Annotated in this window: 14 protein-coding genes and 1 tRNA gene; 9 read left to right on the forward strand and 6 right to left on the reverse strand. The window is 58.7% G+C overall.

The window, feature by feature from the left end; translation table 11 throughout:
- Window positions 1–115: 115 nt before the first annotated feature.
- Together DJ563_RS19640 and DJ563_RS19645 are read right to left on the reverse strand one after the other, a co-directional pair.
- Window positions 116–388: a DUF3077 domain-containing protein gene (locus DJ563_RS19640; protein WP_095065003.1), complete on the reverse strand. Its 273-nt coding sequence runs from the start codon at window positions 386–388 to the stop codon at window positions 116–118.
- Window positions 378–650, reverse strand: a complete 273-nt coding sequence (locus tag DJ563_RS19645) for a hypothetical protein (RefSeq protein ID WP_434518206.1) — start codon at window positions 648–650, stop codon at window positions 378–380. Before DJ563_RS19645 ends, DJ563_RS19640 begins: the two co-directional genes overlap by 11 nt.
- 655 nt (window positions 651–1,305) lie before the next feature.
- Here DJ563_RS19645 and DJ563_RS19650 point away from each other — a divergent pair.
- The 5 genes from DJ563_RS19650 to DJ563_RS19670 all read left to right on the forward strand — a co-directional run bounded on the left by DJ563_RS19650 (window position 1,306) and on the right by DJ563_RS19670 (window position 5,392).
- Window positions 1,306–1,554, forward strand: coding sequence for a hypothetical protein (locus DJ563_RS19650; protein WP_033703195.1), 249 nt, complete (start codon window positions 1,306–1,308; stop codon window positions 1,552–1,554).
- A gap of 98 nt (window positions 1,555–1,652) precedes the next feature.
- Window positions 1,653–1,728: transfer RNA gene (locus DJ563_RS19655), tRNA-Thr, on the forward strand.
- Window positions 1,729–1,891: 163 nt separating this feature from the next.
- On the forward strand, window positions 1,892–3,211 hold the full coding sequence (locus DJ563_RS19660) for a tyrosine-type recombinase/integrase (protein ID WP_434518207.1): 1,320 nt from the start codon (window positions 1,892–1,894) through the stop codon (window positions 3,209–3,211).
- A gap of 928 nt (window positions 3,212–4,139) precedes the next feature.
- Window positions 4,140–5,120, forward strand: a complete 981-nt coding sequence (locus DJ563_RS19665; protein ID WP_434519737.1) for an integrase domain-containing protein — start codon at window positions 4,140–4,142, stop codon at window positions 5,118–5,120.
- The gene (locus DJ563_RS19670) at window positions 5,117–5,392 is read left to right on the forward strand and encodes a hypothetical protein (protein WP_434518208.1); all 276 of its coding nucleotides are present in this window, start codon (window positions 5,117–5,119) and stop codon (window positions 5,390–5,392) included. The genes DJ563_RS19665 and DJ563_RS19670 overlap by 4 nt, the downstream gene beginning before the upstream one ends.
- 180 nt (window positions 5,393–5,572) lie before the next feature.
- Here the strand turns inward: DJ563_RS19670 and DJ563_RS19675 are convergent, their stop codons facing one another.
- The 3 genes from DJ563_RS19675 to DJ563_RS19685 form a co-directional block, all read right to left on the reverse strand.
- A complete protein-coding gene (locus tag DJ563_RS19675) occupies window positions 5,573–6,409 on the reverse strand; it encodes a HEPN domain-containing protein (protein ID WP_434518209.1) in 837 nt (278 codons plus the stop codon).
- 7 nt (window positions 6,410–6,416) lie between these two features.
- Window positions 6,417–7,619 carry a DUF262 domain-containing protein gene (locus DJ563_RS19680; protein ID WP_434518210.1) on the reverse strand — a complete coding sequence of 401 codons (1,203 nt, stop codon included), beginning with the start codon at window positions 7,617–7,619 and terminating at the stop codon, window positions 6,417–6,419.
- Window positions 7,620–8,182: 563 nt separating this feature from the next.
- Window positions 8,183–8,635, reverse strand: a complete 453-nt coding sequence (locus tag DJ563_RS19685) for a DUF2442 domain-containing protein (protein WP_274098702.1) — start codon at window positions 8,633–8,635, stop codon at window positions 8,183–8,185.
- Between the two features lie 209 nt (window positions 8,636–8,844).
- Between DJ563_RS19685 and DJ563_RS19690 the strand changes: the two genes are divergently transcribed.
- On the forward strand, window positions 8,845–9,051 hold the full coding sequence (locus DJ563_RS19690) for a DUF3079 domain-containing protein (RefSeq protein ID WP_434518211.1): 207 nt from the start codon (window positions 8,845–8,847) through the stop codon (window positions 9,049–9,051).
- 117 nt (window positions 9,052–9,168) lie between these two features.
- Here the strand turns inward: DJ563_RS19690 and DJ563_RS19695 are convergent, their stop codons facing one another.
- Entirely contained in the window at window positions 9,169–11,466 is a 2,298-nt protein-coding gene (locus DJ563_RS19695) for a TonB-dependent siderophore receptor (RefSeq protein WP_434518212.1), read from the reverse strand.
- Window positions 11,467–11,606: 140 nt separating this feature from the next.
- Between DJ563_RS19695 and DJ563_RS19700 the strand changes: the two genes are divergently transcribed.
- The 3 genes from DJ563_RS19700 (at window position 11,607) to DJ563_RS19710 (ending at window position 15,492) form a co-directional block, all read left to right on the forward strand.
- Complete coding sequence (locus DJ563_RS19700) at window positions 11,607–12,326, forward strand: response regulator (protein ID WP_186661480.1); 720 nt, start codon at window positions 11,607–11,609, stop codon at window positions 12,324–12,326.
- Complete coding sequence (locus DJ563_RS19705) at window positions 12,319–13,695, forward strand: ATP-binding protein (protein WP_434518213.1); 1,377 nt, start codon at window positions 12,319–12,321, stop codon at window positions 13,693–13,695. Before DJ563_RS19700 ends, DJ563_RS19705 begins: the two co-directional genes overlap by 8 nt.
- Window positions 13,696–13,821: 126 nt before the next feature.
- Complete coding sequence (locus tag DJ563_RS19710; protein WP_434518214.1) at window positions 13,822–15,492, forward strand: FMN-binding glutamate synthase family protein; 1,671 nt, start codon at window positions 13,822–13,824, stop codon at window positions 15,490–15,492.
- Window positions 15,493–15,514: the final 22 nt, after the last annotated feature.

The raw sequence follows: 15,514 nt of genomic DNA on the forward strand, positions 1-15,514 counted from the left end.
TGCGCAAAGACCAGCGGTGTAGCAGCTCGGCATGCCTTTCGCGCAAGTTGGCAATGCTACTTGTGCATAAACTTTTCTTGTGCGCCCGCCTGGGGCCGCAAAACGGCCCGGTGGGTCAGCGGGATTTGTTCTTGGCCAGCTCGATATCGTTCATCAATGCCTTGGCCATCGCCGTCAGGTAATCGGCCGCACCCAACAGCTTGTGGTCGTCTTCCATATCACCCTCCCTGAGCAGATGCTTGATGTAGCTGAGCAGCACAGAGACCTGTTCATAGGCATCGTCGATCGCAATACCGGGCTGCACCCGCAACAGGCCAACGGGTGGGTCGCCGACTTCCAGAAAGGTTTCCAGGCCGGCTGTGGTGATGGGCTTGGGGCTATCGTTCATGCGATTTCCCCTCCGCGCTCATGCGTTCACTGGCGTGCTGCAGCAATATCGCTGCCGACTCGGCGGCCTGGGCTGTGTGGGCCAGCCGGCTAAGGTCAGGTTCGCCGGCGTGGGCGCGGCAGTGTTCGTCGATGGTTTGGGCCACAGCGCGGATGAGCTCGCGGGCCTGGGTGAGTGCGTCGTGTGGGGAGATGTCGCTGTGGATAGAGAAGTAGGGAGTGTGGATGAGCGGGCGTGGTGGGTCGGGGACAATCTTGATCATGGCGAACTTCCATTTTTTCTCAAAAAGGAACTACCACCCGATCTTTCTCACGGATTGAAGGTGGCAGCCGTACGCGGGGTGAGAAACCGAGGAGAAAAAACGCGAAAAGACTCGGCCAGACCGAAGTCTGCCCGCGTACGGCCACCATTACAGTGCCGCCATTTCTCAATCGGGTTCTCACACCCGGTCGCCGAAGCGACCCAGAAACGGTATCCGTGAGGCATTTCCCCGACAACAGCGATACTTCAGCAGCGCGCGTAGGATAGGTCCGAAGCATGCCAACCCCGAAGCATTTGGTTTCAGGTTCAGAAATGCCCTACAGCTGATAGCTGCCTTGATTGTAGGAGCGGCCTTGCGTCGCGAAAGGGCTGCGAAGCAGCCCCAGGTTTGCGAACCAACGCAGGTATCGACGTTTGTTCACACATTGCTGGGGCTGCTTCGCAACCCTTTCGCGACGCAAGGCCGCTCCTACACACACACACGCGCGACGGTTGAAGATGGTCGATCAGCGCCCGCAAAGCTCGCACTGCACACCTCCCCACGGTGTATCATTCACCCCCAAATCATTAAAAAGAGACGTCGCGCGCTGCCCGCCAGCCCCGCGACCTTCTGGCGTTGCGCCAGAACCGACAATGGACTAACGGACTTCCTCATCGTGACCCAAGCCAAACCCCTAGCCCTGTTGACCTTCGCCATGGCCCTGACCGCCTGCGCCAGCGACACCCCAAGCCACCCTTCCAGCCACCTGGGCTGGGACACCCCCGGCATGCAACTGGGTGGCGACAGAGGCCTGCCCCTGCGCGTCGAGAGCCCTTGCCGCAAGCGCGGCTGCGACAACGACAAACTGTTCTTCAACCCCGGCAAAACCGAACCAAGCGTCAACACGATCCACCGCGGCTGGTAAGAAAAATCTCCTTTTAAGCCGGTGACTTAGGTCATTTGCAAACAATCGCAAGGAAGTGGTTTACAGGCGCCAAACGATCGTTATAATGACGCCCCATTGCCGGTATAGCTCAGATGGTAGAGCAACTGACTTGTAATCAGTAGGTCCCGGGTTCGATTCCTGGTGCCGGCACCATTCAAGGTTCCATAGAAAGCTTTCAAAATCTCTGGAACCCCCGAAAAACCCGCCTTCTGGCGGGTTTTTTCGTTTTGGCGTTCCGTCGGATTCCGAGGGTAGCCAGCGCTAATAAGGGTAGTTTTAAGGATAGAGGTCCGTTTCGATATCGGAGACTACCCTTATGGCCCGCACCACTGCCCCGCTTACAGACACCGCCTGTCGCACGGCAAAGCCCAGAGAGCGCGAGTACAAGCTCTTCGACGGCGACGGTCTCTACCTCCTTGTGCAACCCAACGGCCGCAAAGGCTGGCGGCTCAGGTACGTGAAACCCGATGGCCGCGAAGGCCTGACCGCTCTCGGCAGCTACCCGGTGGTCGGGCTGGGCGACGCACGCCGCAAGCGCTTCGAGATCAAGCAGCAGCTCGCCAACGGCATAGATCCTATCCAGTACAAGCAACAAACCAAGACCCAAGCCGTGATCAACGGCCGGACCTTCGAAAGCGTTGCGCTCGACTGGTATGCGAGCATGGTGCCGAAGTGGGCGCCCGGCCACGCCAAGACTGTGCTCAGCCGACTGAAGACCCACGTGTTCCCTTTGATCGGTGCCAGAGCAATTGTTGAGCTGGACACCCACGACCTCATGCAGCCACTGGAAGCCGTGACGAAGCGCGGCACCATCGACGTGGCGCTCAGGATCAAGAACTACCTGCAAAGCATCATGCGTGAAGCCAAACGGCTGCGACTAATCACGGCGAACCCGGCTCACGACCTCGATGGCTCGATCAAGACACCACGGGTAACTCACCGACCCGCACTACCCCTATCGCGGCTCCCAGAGCTACTGGCATGCATCGAGGACTACAGAGGTCGCCCGCTCACGCGCCTCACGGTGATGCTGTCGTTGCATGTATTCGTACGGTCCAGCGAACTGCGCTTCGCCCGCTGGAGCGAGTTCGACCTCAAGCGCGGCATCTGGGAGATCCCCGACACCCGCCCGCCGCTGGACGGTGTGCCCTTTTCCACAAGGGGTACAAAGATGGCCGGGGATATCCACGTTGTACCCTTATCGCCGCAGGCAGTGGCATTGCTTGAGCAGATCCACGCGATCACCGGCAAGTTCGACCTGGTGTTCGCGGGAGATGCCAAGCCGTGGAAACCGATGTCCGAGAACACGGTGAATGCCGCGCTCAGGACGATGGGCTACGACACCAAGGTGGATATCTGCGGCCACGGGTTCCGAGCCATGGCGTGCAGTGCGCTGGTCGAGTCCGGGCTGTGGTCAGAGACGGCCATCGAGCGACAGATGAGCCACAAGGAACGCAACAACGTGCGCGCCGCCTATACCCACAAGGCCGAGTTCCTCGAAGAGCGCCGGATGATCATGACCTGGTGGAGTCGGTTTCTGGAGGCGAACCGCGAGGACCATGTGACGCCGCATGAGTTTGCCAAGCAGACGGGCGAGAACGTCACGCGGCTTCGCAGTGCCAAGAGGACCGAGTAACCCGCCGCACCACCACCTCGACTCGCTGTGAAGTTACCCACAGCACCGCATGAAGCTCCTCCGCGCAGGTCCTTTCAAACGGGGCTGCAAAGCCGCCCCGTTTGAAAGGACCATACCTAAGTAAAAAAATGCTGGCACAGCTCACGTCTGTGGAAAACCACTGATGTCCACCGGGGGATAGTTTTATCCACAGGCGCTAAATCCTTGATATCCCGCTGCTTGACGAATATTGTCCACAAGCGTAGACCGGGAGTCGCAAGAGCTGTCGATGACAGCATCCCCAGGTGACCCAAACCTTAAAGGTTACGCCGCTCCCGCGGTGGTTCTCCCCAAGGGCGATTCGCATCCGGCAGCCCGCCCGGTCACTACCCATGTGATGGATGCTCTTACACAAATAGCGCTCGTGCGCCAGATACACCGTACCTCGCTGCCCTGCAGCAACCTATCCGCTTGGCCGAATATTGCGCCAACCTGTGCCCGTCTCTTTCTTCTGGAAAGAGACGGGCACTTCTACCACTGCTGCAGCCCTGATCGCATATGGCTTTGCGGCAATCCCCCTCGTGACAATCGGCGTGACAAACGCCGATGTCACCAGCAACAGCGCTGTAGATGATGGTGCCGCAGACCAGGGAATGGACTGCACCTGACTGACAGTCAGGCATGCCCCGATCATCGCATTGCTGCGTTCACCCGGCTCAGGATCTTCAGGCGCTGGTTTAGTCAGCCAGCACTGCCTCCACCCGCCCACCGGTAACGGTGCTCAGGAGGCCAGATCATGAGATGCCCTTGCTCCCGGTTGTAAGGAGCCGCCAGTCCCGCGTAGAGGACATTCCCCACAGGTCGCAGGGGCCTTGATCCCTGATAACACTCAGCATTCTTGGCGGGATGACGTGGGGCGAGGATCGGAGAACGAGATGAGGTGACTGATATGGCATTGGTGGGTAGACGCAATGGTCGTAATTTCGGCTACGGCAGGCAATTGAGTTACGCAGGACCTCAGGCGCTGAAAGACATGTTCGGTGGCGGTCATTACGGCACGGTCAAGGCGCACTGTGATCGGTGGCATGCATTCGTGAAATGGTGCCGCTCAGAACAGGGGCCGGGTATCAATGATGCGCGGCAGATTGATCGGAAGGTGTTGGCGGACTATGCGGCGTATCTACGCGACGTGGTTAGGCGCGGTGACCTTGCCATCAGCACCGCGCAGAACCGGCTATCCAGCGTTAACCGGACCATGGCAGCGCTTCGCGGTGATCAGTGCGTGAAATTACCAAGTCCGAGCAAGGCATTGGGTATGCAGCGCACCGGGGTGCGAGACTCGGTGCCGCAGGGCCAAGATCGCCAACAGGTTAAGCAGATTGTCGATGTGCTTTGCAGCCATCATCAACTACGGGCCGCAGCCATTGTTCTGTTGGCGCGAGCCACCGGCATGCGCTTGCGTGAGGCCATCCTAGCTGACTTACCACGGCTGAGCCGTGAGGCTAACGAACTAGACAGGATCAACATCCAGGATGGCACCAAAGGCGGCCGAGCTGGCGCCTCAGCGCCACGATGGATTGCGGTGGACCACCATGTCCAAGACGCACTTGGGTTTGCACGGCAAGTGTCGCCTGCGAGTAGCCGCAACCTGATTGCGCCAGACGAAAGCTATCTGACTGTTCTGCAGGAAATCATCCGCCCAGCGCGGGACGTCCTGCATGCACACAACCTCAAAGGCTTCCATGAGCTACGGGCGGCGTACGCCTGTGAGCGCTATGAGCAAATCACCCAACACCGCGCACCTATCAATGGCGGCCACTTTTGCCAGGTAGATAGAAACCTTGATCGTGAGGCCCGGACGCAAATCAGTTATGAGCTGGGGCATGGTCGCATCGATGTGGTGGCCGCCTACATCGGGGGAAGGCAATGAATAAGCCATTCGATATGGAGCTGTTCTTGGCTGGCGTGCTGACCGGGCCCTACGCGACGCGGCAACGCCATTTGCGGCAGGCGAAGGCTATCCACGCTGCAATCGCTGAGCGCTGGCATCAAGAAACGCCTTGGGCTTGGCATAGAAAGCACGTGATTTGGTTCCTAGAAGAACGTCTAGGTCAACGCAAAGAGCCCACGCGGTATTACTATTTGCTGACCGTAAGACTGCTCGTCCGACGCTTAGAAAAATCATGGGTTTTCAAACTTTAATCTAGTTTGGATTTTATATTGAGGACCGATAACCGCCAGTATTGGACTCTCACACACCACCAGAGGCCAGGATCTTGCTAATTAGAGAAATTATCAACATTTTAAGTAAAAACCCCGCTTTAGCTTACGGGGCTTTTTCTAGAGCTTTCTTATCCAGTCCTGAGCAAGTACTTCAAAAATTTATTCTACACGACAAAGCGTTGCAGCAAAGACACCAGACAAACTAGACAGTGAACTGGCCAAAACGTCGAGAAACCCAATGTATTCGCGAACACTTTCTGTGGCCGGCCAAGTAATCGATGTAGAGGGATGCGCAATAGAATTACGAAGCTCCATTAAAGCCGTCAACTTCTGTTTCGCAAGTGTTTCCGCGTTTGATTGATCCGACGTGGCGAAATAGGCCTGAACAGCCGCCTGCTGACTAATTTTTTTCCATATATCTTTAGCACCAATTCGATCATATAGATCAGCAAGCGTATCAGGCTTCATATTGGCCTCTGTAATTGACAAGCACTGATAATTTATCTGATCTACAGAGGACTCTCCAGAAAGGTTGGCCGCAAGATTCGCAGCAAATCCTGCAACCGCACCCTCTCCGTGCTGAAACTTTCTTGGCGCTTGCATAACCATAGAAGTGTAAACGACGAGGCTTTCCTGCATTTTCTTAGGAAGCGCCTTAAATGACGATGCACGCTGCGCTAATTTTTGACATAAATCTTCAAAGGATGTCCGAGTGTACTCTTCGAAACGGCCGGCTATGTAGAGAGCCATTGTACCATTGGCTATAGGCAAACCTGTATGAGAGTTTCTCGCACTCATATGTAAAGAATGCGCTTCTGAAAGATACTTCCGAAGAGCCGTACTGGGCGAAGACTTTCCTTCGTTCGCAGATATGGAGCTACGATACCCCTCTGACAGTTCTGAAGTGGAAGAGAATTTTCTAATCTCATCCATTAAATCTAATTGACGAGTAATAACTGAAAGATCACGCTGGAATTCGGACAGTATGAGGTCCATAGCAACCTCAAACCGAAATAATTTTTTGAGCTAGCACAATACGAGCTTTGATTGACTCGACAGTATTCCCCCGCCCTACGAGAATATCATAATCATCTTTGTTACCAAGAGCGGTCGCTAGTTTCCTCTTCACCTCTGCAGGCTCGTCAAATTTGTCTGGGCCTCCAACAGTGCTAGCGGCTACCATTAGTGCGTCGTAAAGAGGGCGACTTGGTCGACCAGTGCCGGGTAGAGTAATAAACCCAGGTCCAATTAGTTTAACAAGGGCATCAACACTTGAATTAAATTGCGACTCAAAAATTTCCATGTCCTGTCCAGAAATATTTTTATATTTCCTCATGGTATTATCCAATATATGCCGCAGCGACCCTCTATTTGTACCAACAAACGTTTCTCGAATAGCAAAAAATCGCAGAACCAATTCGCAGTCCATCATAGTCTGATAGAGTACGTTTTTTATCAATTCAGCCGCAGGCTCTTTATCTTCATTCTCGGTTTTTCGAGGAATTCCCCACACATCAACAAATCTATCCGAACGAGATAAGCGTTTAATCATCTCATTGAACGCGCCAGGAAATGCTGCATTTCGTAATTCCTGAGGATTTAGTTTAACTCCGCCAGTATTTAAGCGCCGGAAAAGAACCATACGTATGTCAAAGTCACCATTTCCTTTGGCGGTTTCGGCCAAAAGCACAACTGCACTTACAGTGCGGCGAAGTAACCCTCGCCGTATTGCTTCAGGAAGATCACGGAATCGTTTCGTATTGATTTCAGCCCAATACTCTAGGCCCGTGAGAGCGAATCCATTATCCAAAAAATCAATGATCGTCTCCAGACGTTGACGACCATCCATGACCTCATACTCGTTATATTCAGCCTCAAACAGAAAGAGCGGAGGTATAGGAACGTTCAACAATATCGATTCAATAAGCAACGATTTTTTCTTACGATCCCAGCGCGCGCGGCGCTGGTACTCTGGCGCCATATTTATGTAGCTTGACTCGCGCAGAGATGATTGGAGATGGTGCAGAGTGAAATCCATTGTTGATCGGACAACCCTCAATTGAGTTTCAGCGTACTTTTTCTCCAGTTCGTCCGGATTGCTTGCAGGGAGGGGACCAACCACATCATCCTCAGACTCATACCACTCATCAATTTGATCAACATCGAGTTCAATATTTCTATTTGATTGATCTGGGTTGGTACTCATCGAAAATCCTTTTTGAGATTGAAGTGAATTTAGGCCCACTCCAAAGCATATGTTTACTTGGTTAGAAAATCATCAAGGCCGCAGGCTGACTGAGCGCCGGACAGTGGCACATTTTGCGTCAGGGCAGACAGAAAGAAAATAGGCCTCGCATCGTTCTCGAACGGGCTCAAAATCGAAAGCCCACCGTGATGGGCTGGACCAGTTTTGTCCAACAGCGGCCTTGACCACCCCAGCCCTGGGCGTTTGCTGCAGCGTACTGTCGTTGAAAAGCCGTGCCATCTATCATGCAAGCACGGGTTCCTGAGATGCACCGAAGCCGAGCAGGTCCCGACCCTCTTAGTCGTCTGCAGTGCTCGGGAGCGAGTCAAGGGATATTTTAAGAGATAGCTACTTGAATTTTAAAAAACAAATTTCTTGTAAATCATATAGTTATTAGTATTTTCGACTCCTGGTGCCGCACCATCCGCAGTATCAAAGAAGGCTCACCGAAAGGTGGGCCTTTTTTGTTTGTGTGTTCGCTACCCCGCCCCGCAATTACCCCAGGGCGGAGCAAGCATGACCTATCAGGCTGCCTTCTGCTCCAACGTCTCCCAGCCCAGACAAGCCAACGCCAGTGTGCGTGGTACCGCTTCACGACCGCTACTGTAACGGCTGATACTGCGCGCACTGACGCCCAGCGCTTCGGCAGCTTGGTCGAGCGTCATCCGATGCCGCAACCGCCAGCGAATGAATATCCGGGTGTTCTCATCCGGGGCGTTCTGGGCAAGCGCGTCCAGCAGTAGGGTGTCGGCACCGATCTGAATATCCAGCGCCGGCCATTCCACAGACCAGCCTCCATCCCCTAACGTCACGTCTTCGAACGCTTTGCGCTTAGCCAGTGGCGCCAAGCCCGGATACGCTTTAAGCGCGTCGCTCATATCCAGGGTAAACCGCTGCCCATTGCTAAAAGTCAGCTCAAGGCCAGTGCCCGACCGAGGCTGAACCGCCCGCAGGCGGGGACGTTTCATCGATGCCATTTCATGCATTCCTTCTTGTGTCAGATAGCGCCCCTATCACCCCCAGTCAGTGATACTGCTTGGACCGATCTTCGCGATCACATGCCGAACGCAGAAACGATAAGTTGAATACCTTACCGCAAGACGCAGCGCGCCTTGATTTCAATCAAGGCTGAAAGCGCTGGAAGGCATAGCTTGGGCTCAGCACCCCACTTGCGAGAATGGACGCTATGGCCAAGAAATTCCCGACCAACCCCAGCCACCCTGAACGCATCTGCTGGGGGTGCGACCTGTATTGCCCCGCCAAAGCGCTGGCCTGCGGCAATGGAGCCGATCGCACTATGCATCCGGTGGAGTTGTTCGGGGGGGACTGGGACCGTATGGAGGACCGGTTGGACAAGCCGGTTCGCGAGGTACAGCAGGCGCAATCCAACTGACCGCAGGGGGCCGCTTTGCGGCCCATCGCAGGCAAGCCAGCTCCTACACAAAACGCGCAACACCTCAGGCACAGCGCTGGCCTGCGATGGGCTGCGCAGCAGCCCCAGGTGCCTCCGTCAGAACGCCGTACTCACCGTCAACGACAGGTTCCGCGGATCACCATAAATAGCCCCCGCGTAGAACCCGTAGCGGGTGTAGTAGTGCTTGTCGAACAGGTTATTGGCATTGAGGCTGACACTCGTATCGTCAGTCAGCTGGTACTTGGCCATGGCATTCCAGATCGCATACCCCGACCAGTTGACGTCGGTAGCGCCCGTACTCACGCCATTGCTCGGCTGCCCAGCGGGGCTGGATACCGCGCGAATGTTGCTCTGCGCGGTAACCCCTGCGCCAAGGGTCAAGCGGTCCAGCGGGCCAGACAGCCGATACGTGGTCGAAGCCTTGAACAGGTGCGACGGGTCGCTGCGGCCATCACTGTCGATACGGCGGAAGTGCAGGTAGGTGTAGCCCGCGTACACGTTCCAGTTCGGGGTCAGTGCACCGGCGATTTCCAGGTCGATGCCGTCGGTTTCCTGGCCAGAGCCAGCCTTGTAGGCGTCGTTACCGGTCGGTGTGGTCAGGTCGCCGTCCAGCACGGCCTTGTTTTCCTGCTTGGTGCGGAAGTACGCCGCCGAGGCGTTCAGGCGGCCATCGAACCATTCACCCTTGATGCCGGTTTCGTAGCTTTGCCCGCGAATCGGCTCGACCTTGCTGCCGCTGCTGGTCTCGGCGGTCTGCGGGGTGAAGATGTCGGTGTAGCTGGCGTACAGCGAGTAGGTGTCGTTGAGGTCGTACACCGTGCCCAGGTAGGGGGTGACGATGCCGTTTTCTTCCTGGCTGGTGCGCACGCCGGCATTGCTGCGGGTGATTGCGGAGTAGTTGCTGGTGCGCACGCCGACGATCACCGACAGCGGGTCGGTGATGCTCAGGCGAGTAGCTGCATACATGCCCTGCAAGCGGGTGGTGGTCTTGCTGTGGCGGCCGGTGCGCGAGGCGATCATGTCGTAGTCGTCATCCACGCCATTGCGCCAGTCGGTCAGCGGGAAACCGTTGTTGGCGCGGAACTGGCAACCCAGCGCCGCAGCACTGACGCGGCCGTCGCTGACCATGTTGCAGGTGTATTCCGGTGACCAGGCCACGGTGCGGCTGTCGTTGTAACCGACCATCGCCTGATGGGTACGGCCGAACAGCTGGAAGGGGCCGGACAGGTCGATCTGCGCCGACTGCTGGGTGGTGTCGCTGGCGCTGTGCAGGCCGTTGAGCACGGCGCCGCTGCCGTCCTGGTCCCAGTAGCCGCCGAAGGTGCCGCGGCCGGCTGAGTTGACCTTGGCCAGGCCGCGGTGGTTGAGGGCCTCGGCGGTGCTTTGGGCGGCATTCAGGTCCAGCGTCCAGTCGTTGTCGAAGCGGTGCTCCAGCGAGCCGAATGCCGTGCGGGTGGTGTACTCGCCAAAGCTCCAGCTGGGCACCACGTTGGTGCTGCGCGGCAGGTCGGTCTTGCTGCCGTCGCGGTACCAGATCGGGATATTCGCACCCCAGCCGCCGCCGACGACCTTGTTGTATTCGTACTGGTAACCGGCACCCAGAGTGGTGGCGTCGTCGAGGTCGAATTCGAAGTTGGCCAGCGCAGCGCGGGCGCGCTCGGACTGGTTGTCGCGGAACGAGTTGGCATCCTGCTGGGTCATCACAAACCGCGAACGCAGGCGGCCGTCCTCGGACAATGGCAGGTTCAGGTCGGCGCCCAGGCGGCGTTTGTCCCAGCTGCCGTAGGTCGCGTAGGCACTGCCGCCGAAGGTCTTGGTCGGGGCCTTGCGGATCAGGTTGACGGTGGCCGAGGGGTCGCCGGTGCCGCCCAGCAGGCCGTTGGCGCCACGCACGATGTCGATGCGCTCGTACAGGTCCATGTTCAGCGCGTTACCACCGCCGCTGAAGTCGGAGCCACCCTGAAACTGCAGGCCATCGACCTTCCAGTTGCTGATCGAATAACCCCGAGCCCGGTAATCGGTGCGCCCGCCGACTTCGGCTTTGCTGGCCGTCACCCCTGGCGTGGTTTCCAGCGCCTGCTCGATGGTGTGGATGGCGCGGTCGTCCATCTGCTGGCGGGTAATAGTGGTCACCGACTGCGGCGTTTGCCGCGGCGTCAGCTTGAGGCCGGTTGAACTGCGGCTGCTCTCGACCGTGTACCCTAGCTGCCCGGCTTCATCGGCAGGCACCAGCGCGCTGTCCTCGATCTGCGTGGCATCCAGCTCTAGTGGCTTGCTGTCGGCAGCCATGGCGCCGCCGCTGATGGCCACTGCGATGAAGAAGGCGAGTGGGGTGAGGTGACTTGCGCCTCGGCCGATGGGAGAGAAGTCGTTCATGATGCTCCGAGGTTTCATTTGGGAAGGTTTCGTATTCGCAGATGATTTTTTGTTACGATTCTAGGGATCCGCCCTTGGGGCTCCAGCCCCGGCTTGTACGGGGATGTAATTGAACGTAACGAGCGCCACCGGCCCTCACCGAACAGGTGTTTTTAGCAATGAGCACAACGCTGCTGGTTGTCGACGATGACGACGAAATCCGCGAACTTCTCTGTGATTACCTGACAGATGCCGGTTACACCGTACTGGCCGCCGCTGATGGCGAGCAGATGCGTGAGCAACTGGCAGCGCACAAAGTGGAGCTGGTGGTGCTGGACCTGATGCTGCCCGGCGAGGATGGCTTGAGCCTGTGCCGCCAGTTGCAAGCCACCCCTGGCCTGGCGGTGATCATGTTGTCTGCCAAAGGCAGCACGCTGGACCGCATCATTGGCCTGGAAGTGGGCGCGGACGACTACCTGGCCAAGCCCTTCGAGCCACGCGAGCTGATTGCCCGGATCAAGGCCGTGCTGCGTCGCCCCCAGCGCCTCGATACACCGGTGGCAAAACCGGCTGTCGAAGCGCAGCAATTTGCCGGTTTTCGCCTCGATCACGTGAAGCGCCTGCTCACCCGCCCGGACGGCGAGACACTGACCCTGCCCCGCTCCGATTACCGCGTGCTGCGTGAGCTGCTTGAAGCCAACAACCGTGTGGTTTCGCGCGATCATCTGACCCGCAGTGCGTTCGGCCGTGACCACCTGCCCGATGACCGCTCGGTAGACATGTGCGTCAGCCGCCTGCGCCAGCAACTGCGCCGCGCGCCGGGTGCCGTCGCGCAGATCCTCACCATCCGCAACGAAGGCTACCTGCTGAGCCTCGCCCGCAGCGAGGCGGATGCCTGAGGTGCGCTGGCTCCGTCGGCTGTGGCCGCGCACGCTGTTTGGCCAACTGCTGCTGATCATGGTCAGCGGCACGCTGGTGATCCAGCTGATGTCGAGCAGCATCTGGTTCGATGTGCGTTCTGCGCAGGTGCTCGAAGCCCCGGTGCGGCTGATCGCCGCCCGCAGCGCGCCCCTGATTGCCAAGGCCGACTGCCATGCCGGTGCGGTGCAGGCGCCGGCCCATTATCAGCTGCGCTGTGCCGAGGCCTTGCCCGCGCAAGACGGGGACGAACGCAGGGGGCGCAAGCGCATCGAATTGCTGCTGCACCAGGCCCTCAAGTACGAGCTTGGCCATCCTGTGGACGTGCGCCTGATAAAGGTGCAACTGACTGACGAACTGGGCCAGCCGATTGTCTGGCGCAGCCTGTTCGGCTTGCGCACGGCCCAAGCGCATATTCAGTTTGCAGTGCCGCTGGCCGATGGGCATTGGCTGACCATCGATGGCCAGGAGCTGCAGGGCTGGAGTGGCGAGTCTGCTTGGGCGTTGATCAGCGACTACCTGCTGCGGGTGTATGCCCTGCGTATCGTCGCCGTGCTGCTGGTGTGCCTGCTGGCCGTGCGCTTGTGCCTACGCCCGCTGCAGCGCCTGGCGGACGCAGCGCGAGGGCTGGGCAGCAACCTGGAGCAGCCGCCCTTGGCGCTGGATGGGCCGCAGGAAGTGCGCCAGGCGGCGCAGGCTTTCAATGCGATGCAGCAACGGTTGATTGCGATGGTCAACGACAAGGCCTACTTCCTCGCCGCCGTGTCCCACGATTTGCGTACCCCGCTGACCCGCATGCGCCTGCGCCTGGAGCGCCTGCCAGACGATGAGCAGCGTGAACGGCTGCGGCAGAACATCACGCAGATGGACGACATGATCGGCCAGGTGCTCGACTACCTGCGCGCCGGTGAGCAGCAGAACCTGCAGCAGGTGGACCTGGACCGGCTGGTGGCGCGCCAGTGCGCGGACTTGGCCACCGCCAGTGAGCCACTTCCCGTTGAGGGCCAGGCTGGCACCGTGCGGGTCGATGCCCTGCTGCTGCAGCGGTGCCTGCAGAACCTGCTGGTCAATGCCTTGCGCTATGGCAAAGACGTTTCGGTCACGTTGGAGCGCGCGGCCACGGGGGTTTTTATCCACATCGATGACTGCGGGCCGGGGATTGCACCCGGCTTGATGGCGACGGTTACCGACCCGTTCGTGCGGGGGGAAGGGTCGCGCAATCAGGCATCAGGCGGGTATGGCTTGGGGTTGAGCATCGCCCAGCGCATCGCGGCCAGTCATGGCGGCGAGTTGCTGCTTTACAACCGCGACGGCGGCGGCTTGCGGGCCAGTGTGCGGTTGCCCGAATAACCTGCCCTACAGTGCAACAGATAGCGCAAACCTGCGATCAGGTAACAGTCTTTTACCGATTCACCTGGTTTTCCGCAGGCTGCCTTTGCCTATCCTAGGCCCGGTCATCCTGCCTGCGATGGACCCATGAAACACTCACTGCCCAGCCGCTACGCCTGCCTCGTCACCTGCCTGCTGTTCACTTTCGCCAGCCTGCCGCTACTGCCCCAACATGCCTGGCTCTGGCCGTTCACCGTGCTCACCGCCCTGCTCAGCCTGGTCGGCCTCAATGACCTGCGTCAGAGCCACCATGCGGTGCGGCGCAACTATCCGATCCTGGGCAACATCCGCTACCTGATCGAAACTATCCGCCCAGAAATCCGCCAATACTTGATCGAAGGCGACGACGACAAGCTGCCGTTCTCTCGCTCCCAGCGCTCGCTGGTGTACGCCCGGGCGAAGAATGAAAGCGCCGAAAAAGCCTTTGGCACACTCAACGATGCCTACAAGCCGGGGTTCGAATTCATCAGCCATTCGATGCTGCCGGTGGCCACCCCCGACCCTGCTTCGTTCCGCATCGCCATCGGCGGGCCGCAATGCCGGCTGCCCTACTCGGCCTCGATTTTCAACATCTCGGCCATGAGTTTCGGCGCCCTCAGCGCCAACGCCATCGCTGCCCTCAACCAGGGCGCGCGCCTGGGCCGCTTTGCCCATGACACCGGTGAAGGCAGCATCAGCCCTTACCACCGCGAACATGGTGGCGACCTGATCTGGGAGATCGGCAGCGGTTACTTTGGCTGCCGTACCGAAGAGGGCCGTTTCGACCCGCAACGTTTCGCCGAGCAAGCGCGTTCGGCGCAAGTGAAAATGATCGAGATCAAGCTCAGCCAGGGCGCCAAACCCGGCCACGGCGGCATCCTGCCAGGGCACAAGGTGAGCCCGGAAATCGCCGCGACCCGGGGCGTGCGCGAAGGCCAGGACTGCATCTCCCCGGCTGCGCACAGCGCCTTCCGCACGCCAGTCGAATTGCTCAAGTTCGTTGCCAGCCTGCGCGAACTGTCGGGCGGCAAGCCGGTGGGCTTCAAGTTCTGCCTGGGGCACCCGTGGGAGTTCATGGGCATTGCCAAAGCCATGCTGGCCACCGGCATCACCCCCGACTTCATCGTCGTCGACGGCAAGGAAGGCGGCACCGGCGCGGCACCACGCGAGTTCAGCGACAACATGGGCGTGCCCATGCGCGAAGGGCTGATGTTCGTGCACAACACTTTGGTCGGCCTGAACCTGCGCGCTAGCATCCGTATTGGCGCAGCGGGCAAGATCGTCAGCGCCTTCGATATCGCCAGCGTGCTGGCCATTGGTGCCGACTGGGTGAATTCGGCGCGCGGCTTCATGTTCGCCATCGGCTGCATCCAGTCGCAAAGCTGCCACACCAACAAGTGCCCGACCGGGGTTGCCACCCAAGACCCGTTACGCCAGCGCGCATTGGTGGTACCGGACAAGGCCCAGCGCGTGGCCAGCTTTCACCGCAACACGCTGCACACCTTGGCCGAGATGCTGGCGGCCGCAGGGCTGGAGCACCCAAGCGAACTCAAGCCCAAGCACCTGGCACGGCGTGTCAGCGCCAGTGAAATCGGCTTGTTCTCGGATTTGCATACGTTTCTCAAGCCTGGCGAATTGCTCAGTGGCTCGATTGAAAGCGAGTTTTATGCGCGGATGTGGCGGATGGCGCGTAGCGACAGCTTTGCACCGGAGACGGGGGAAGTTGCAGGGGTGGCGGCAGCGCCGGCTATACGCCGCAAAGAAACAGCGCCGGCTTGAACAACTGGGGCTGCAAAGCAGC

Source organism: Pseudomonas sp. NFX1, assembly GCF_051123555.1.
GTDB classification, from domain to species: domain Bacteria; phylum Pseudomonadota; class Gammaproteobacteria; order Pseudomonadales; family Pseudomonadaceae; genus Aquipseudomonas; species Aquipseudomonas capeferrum.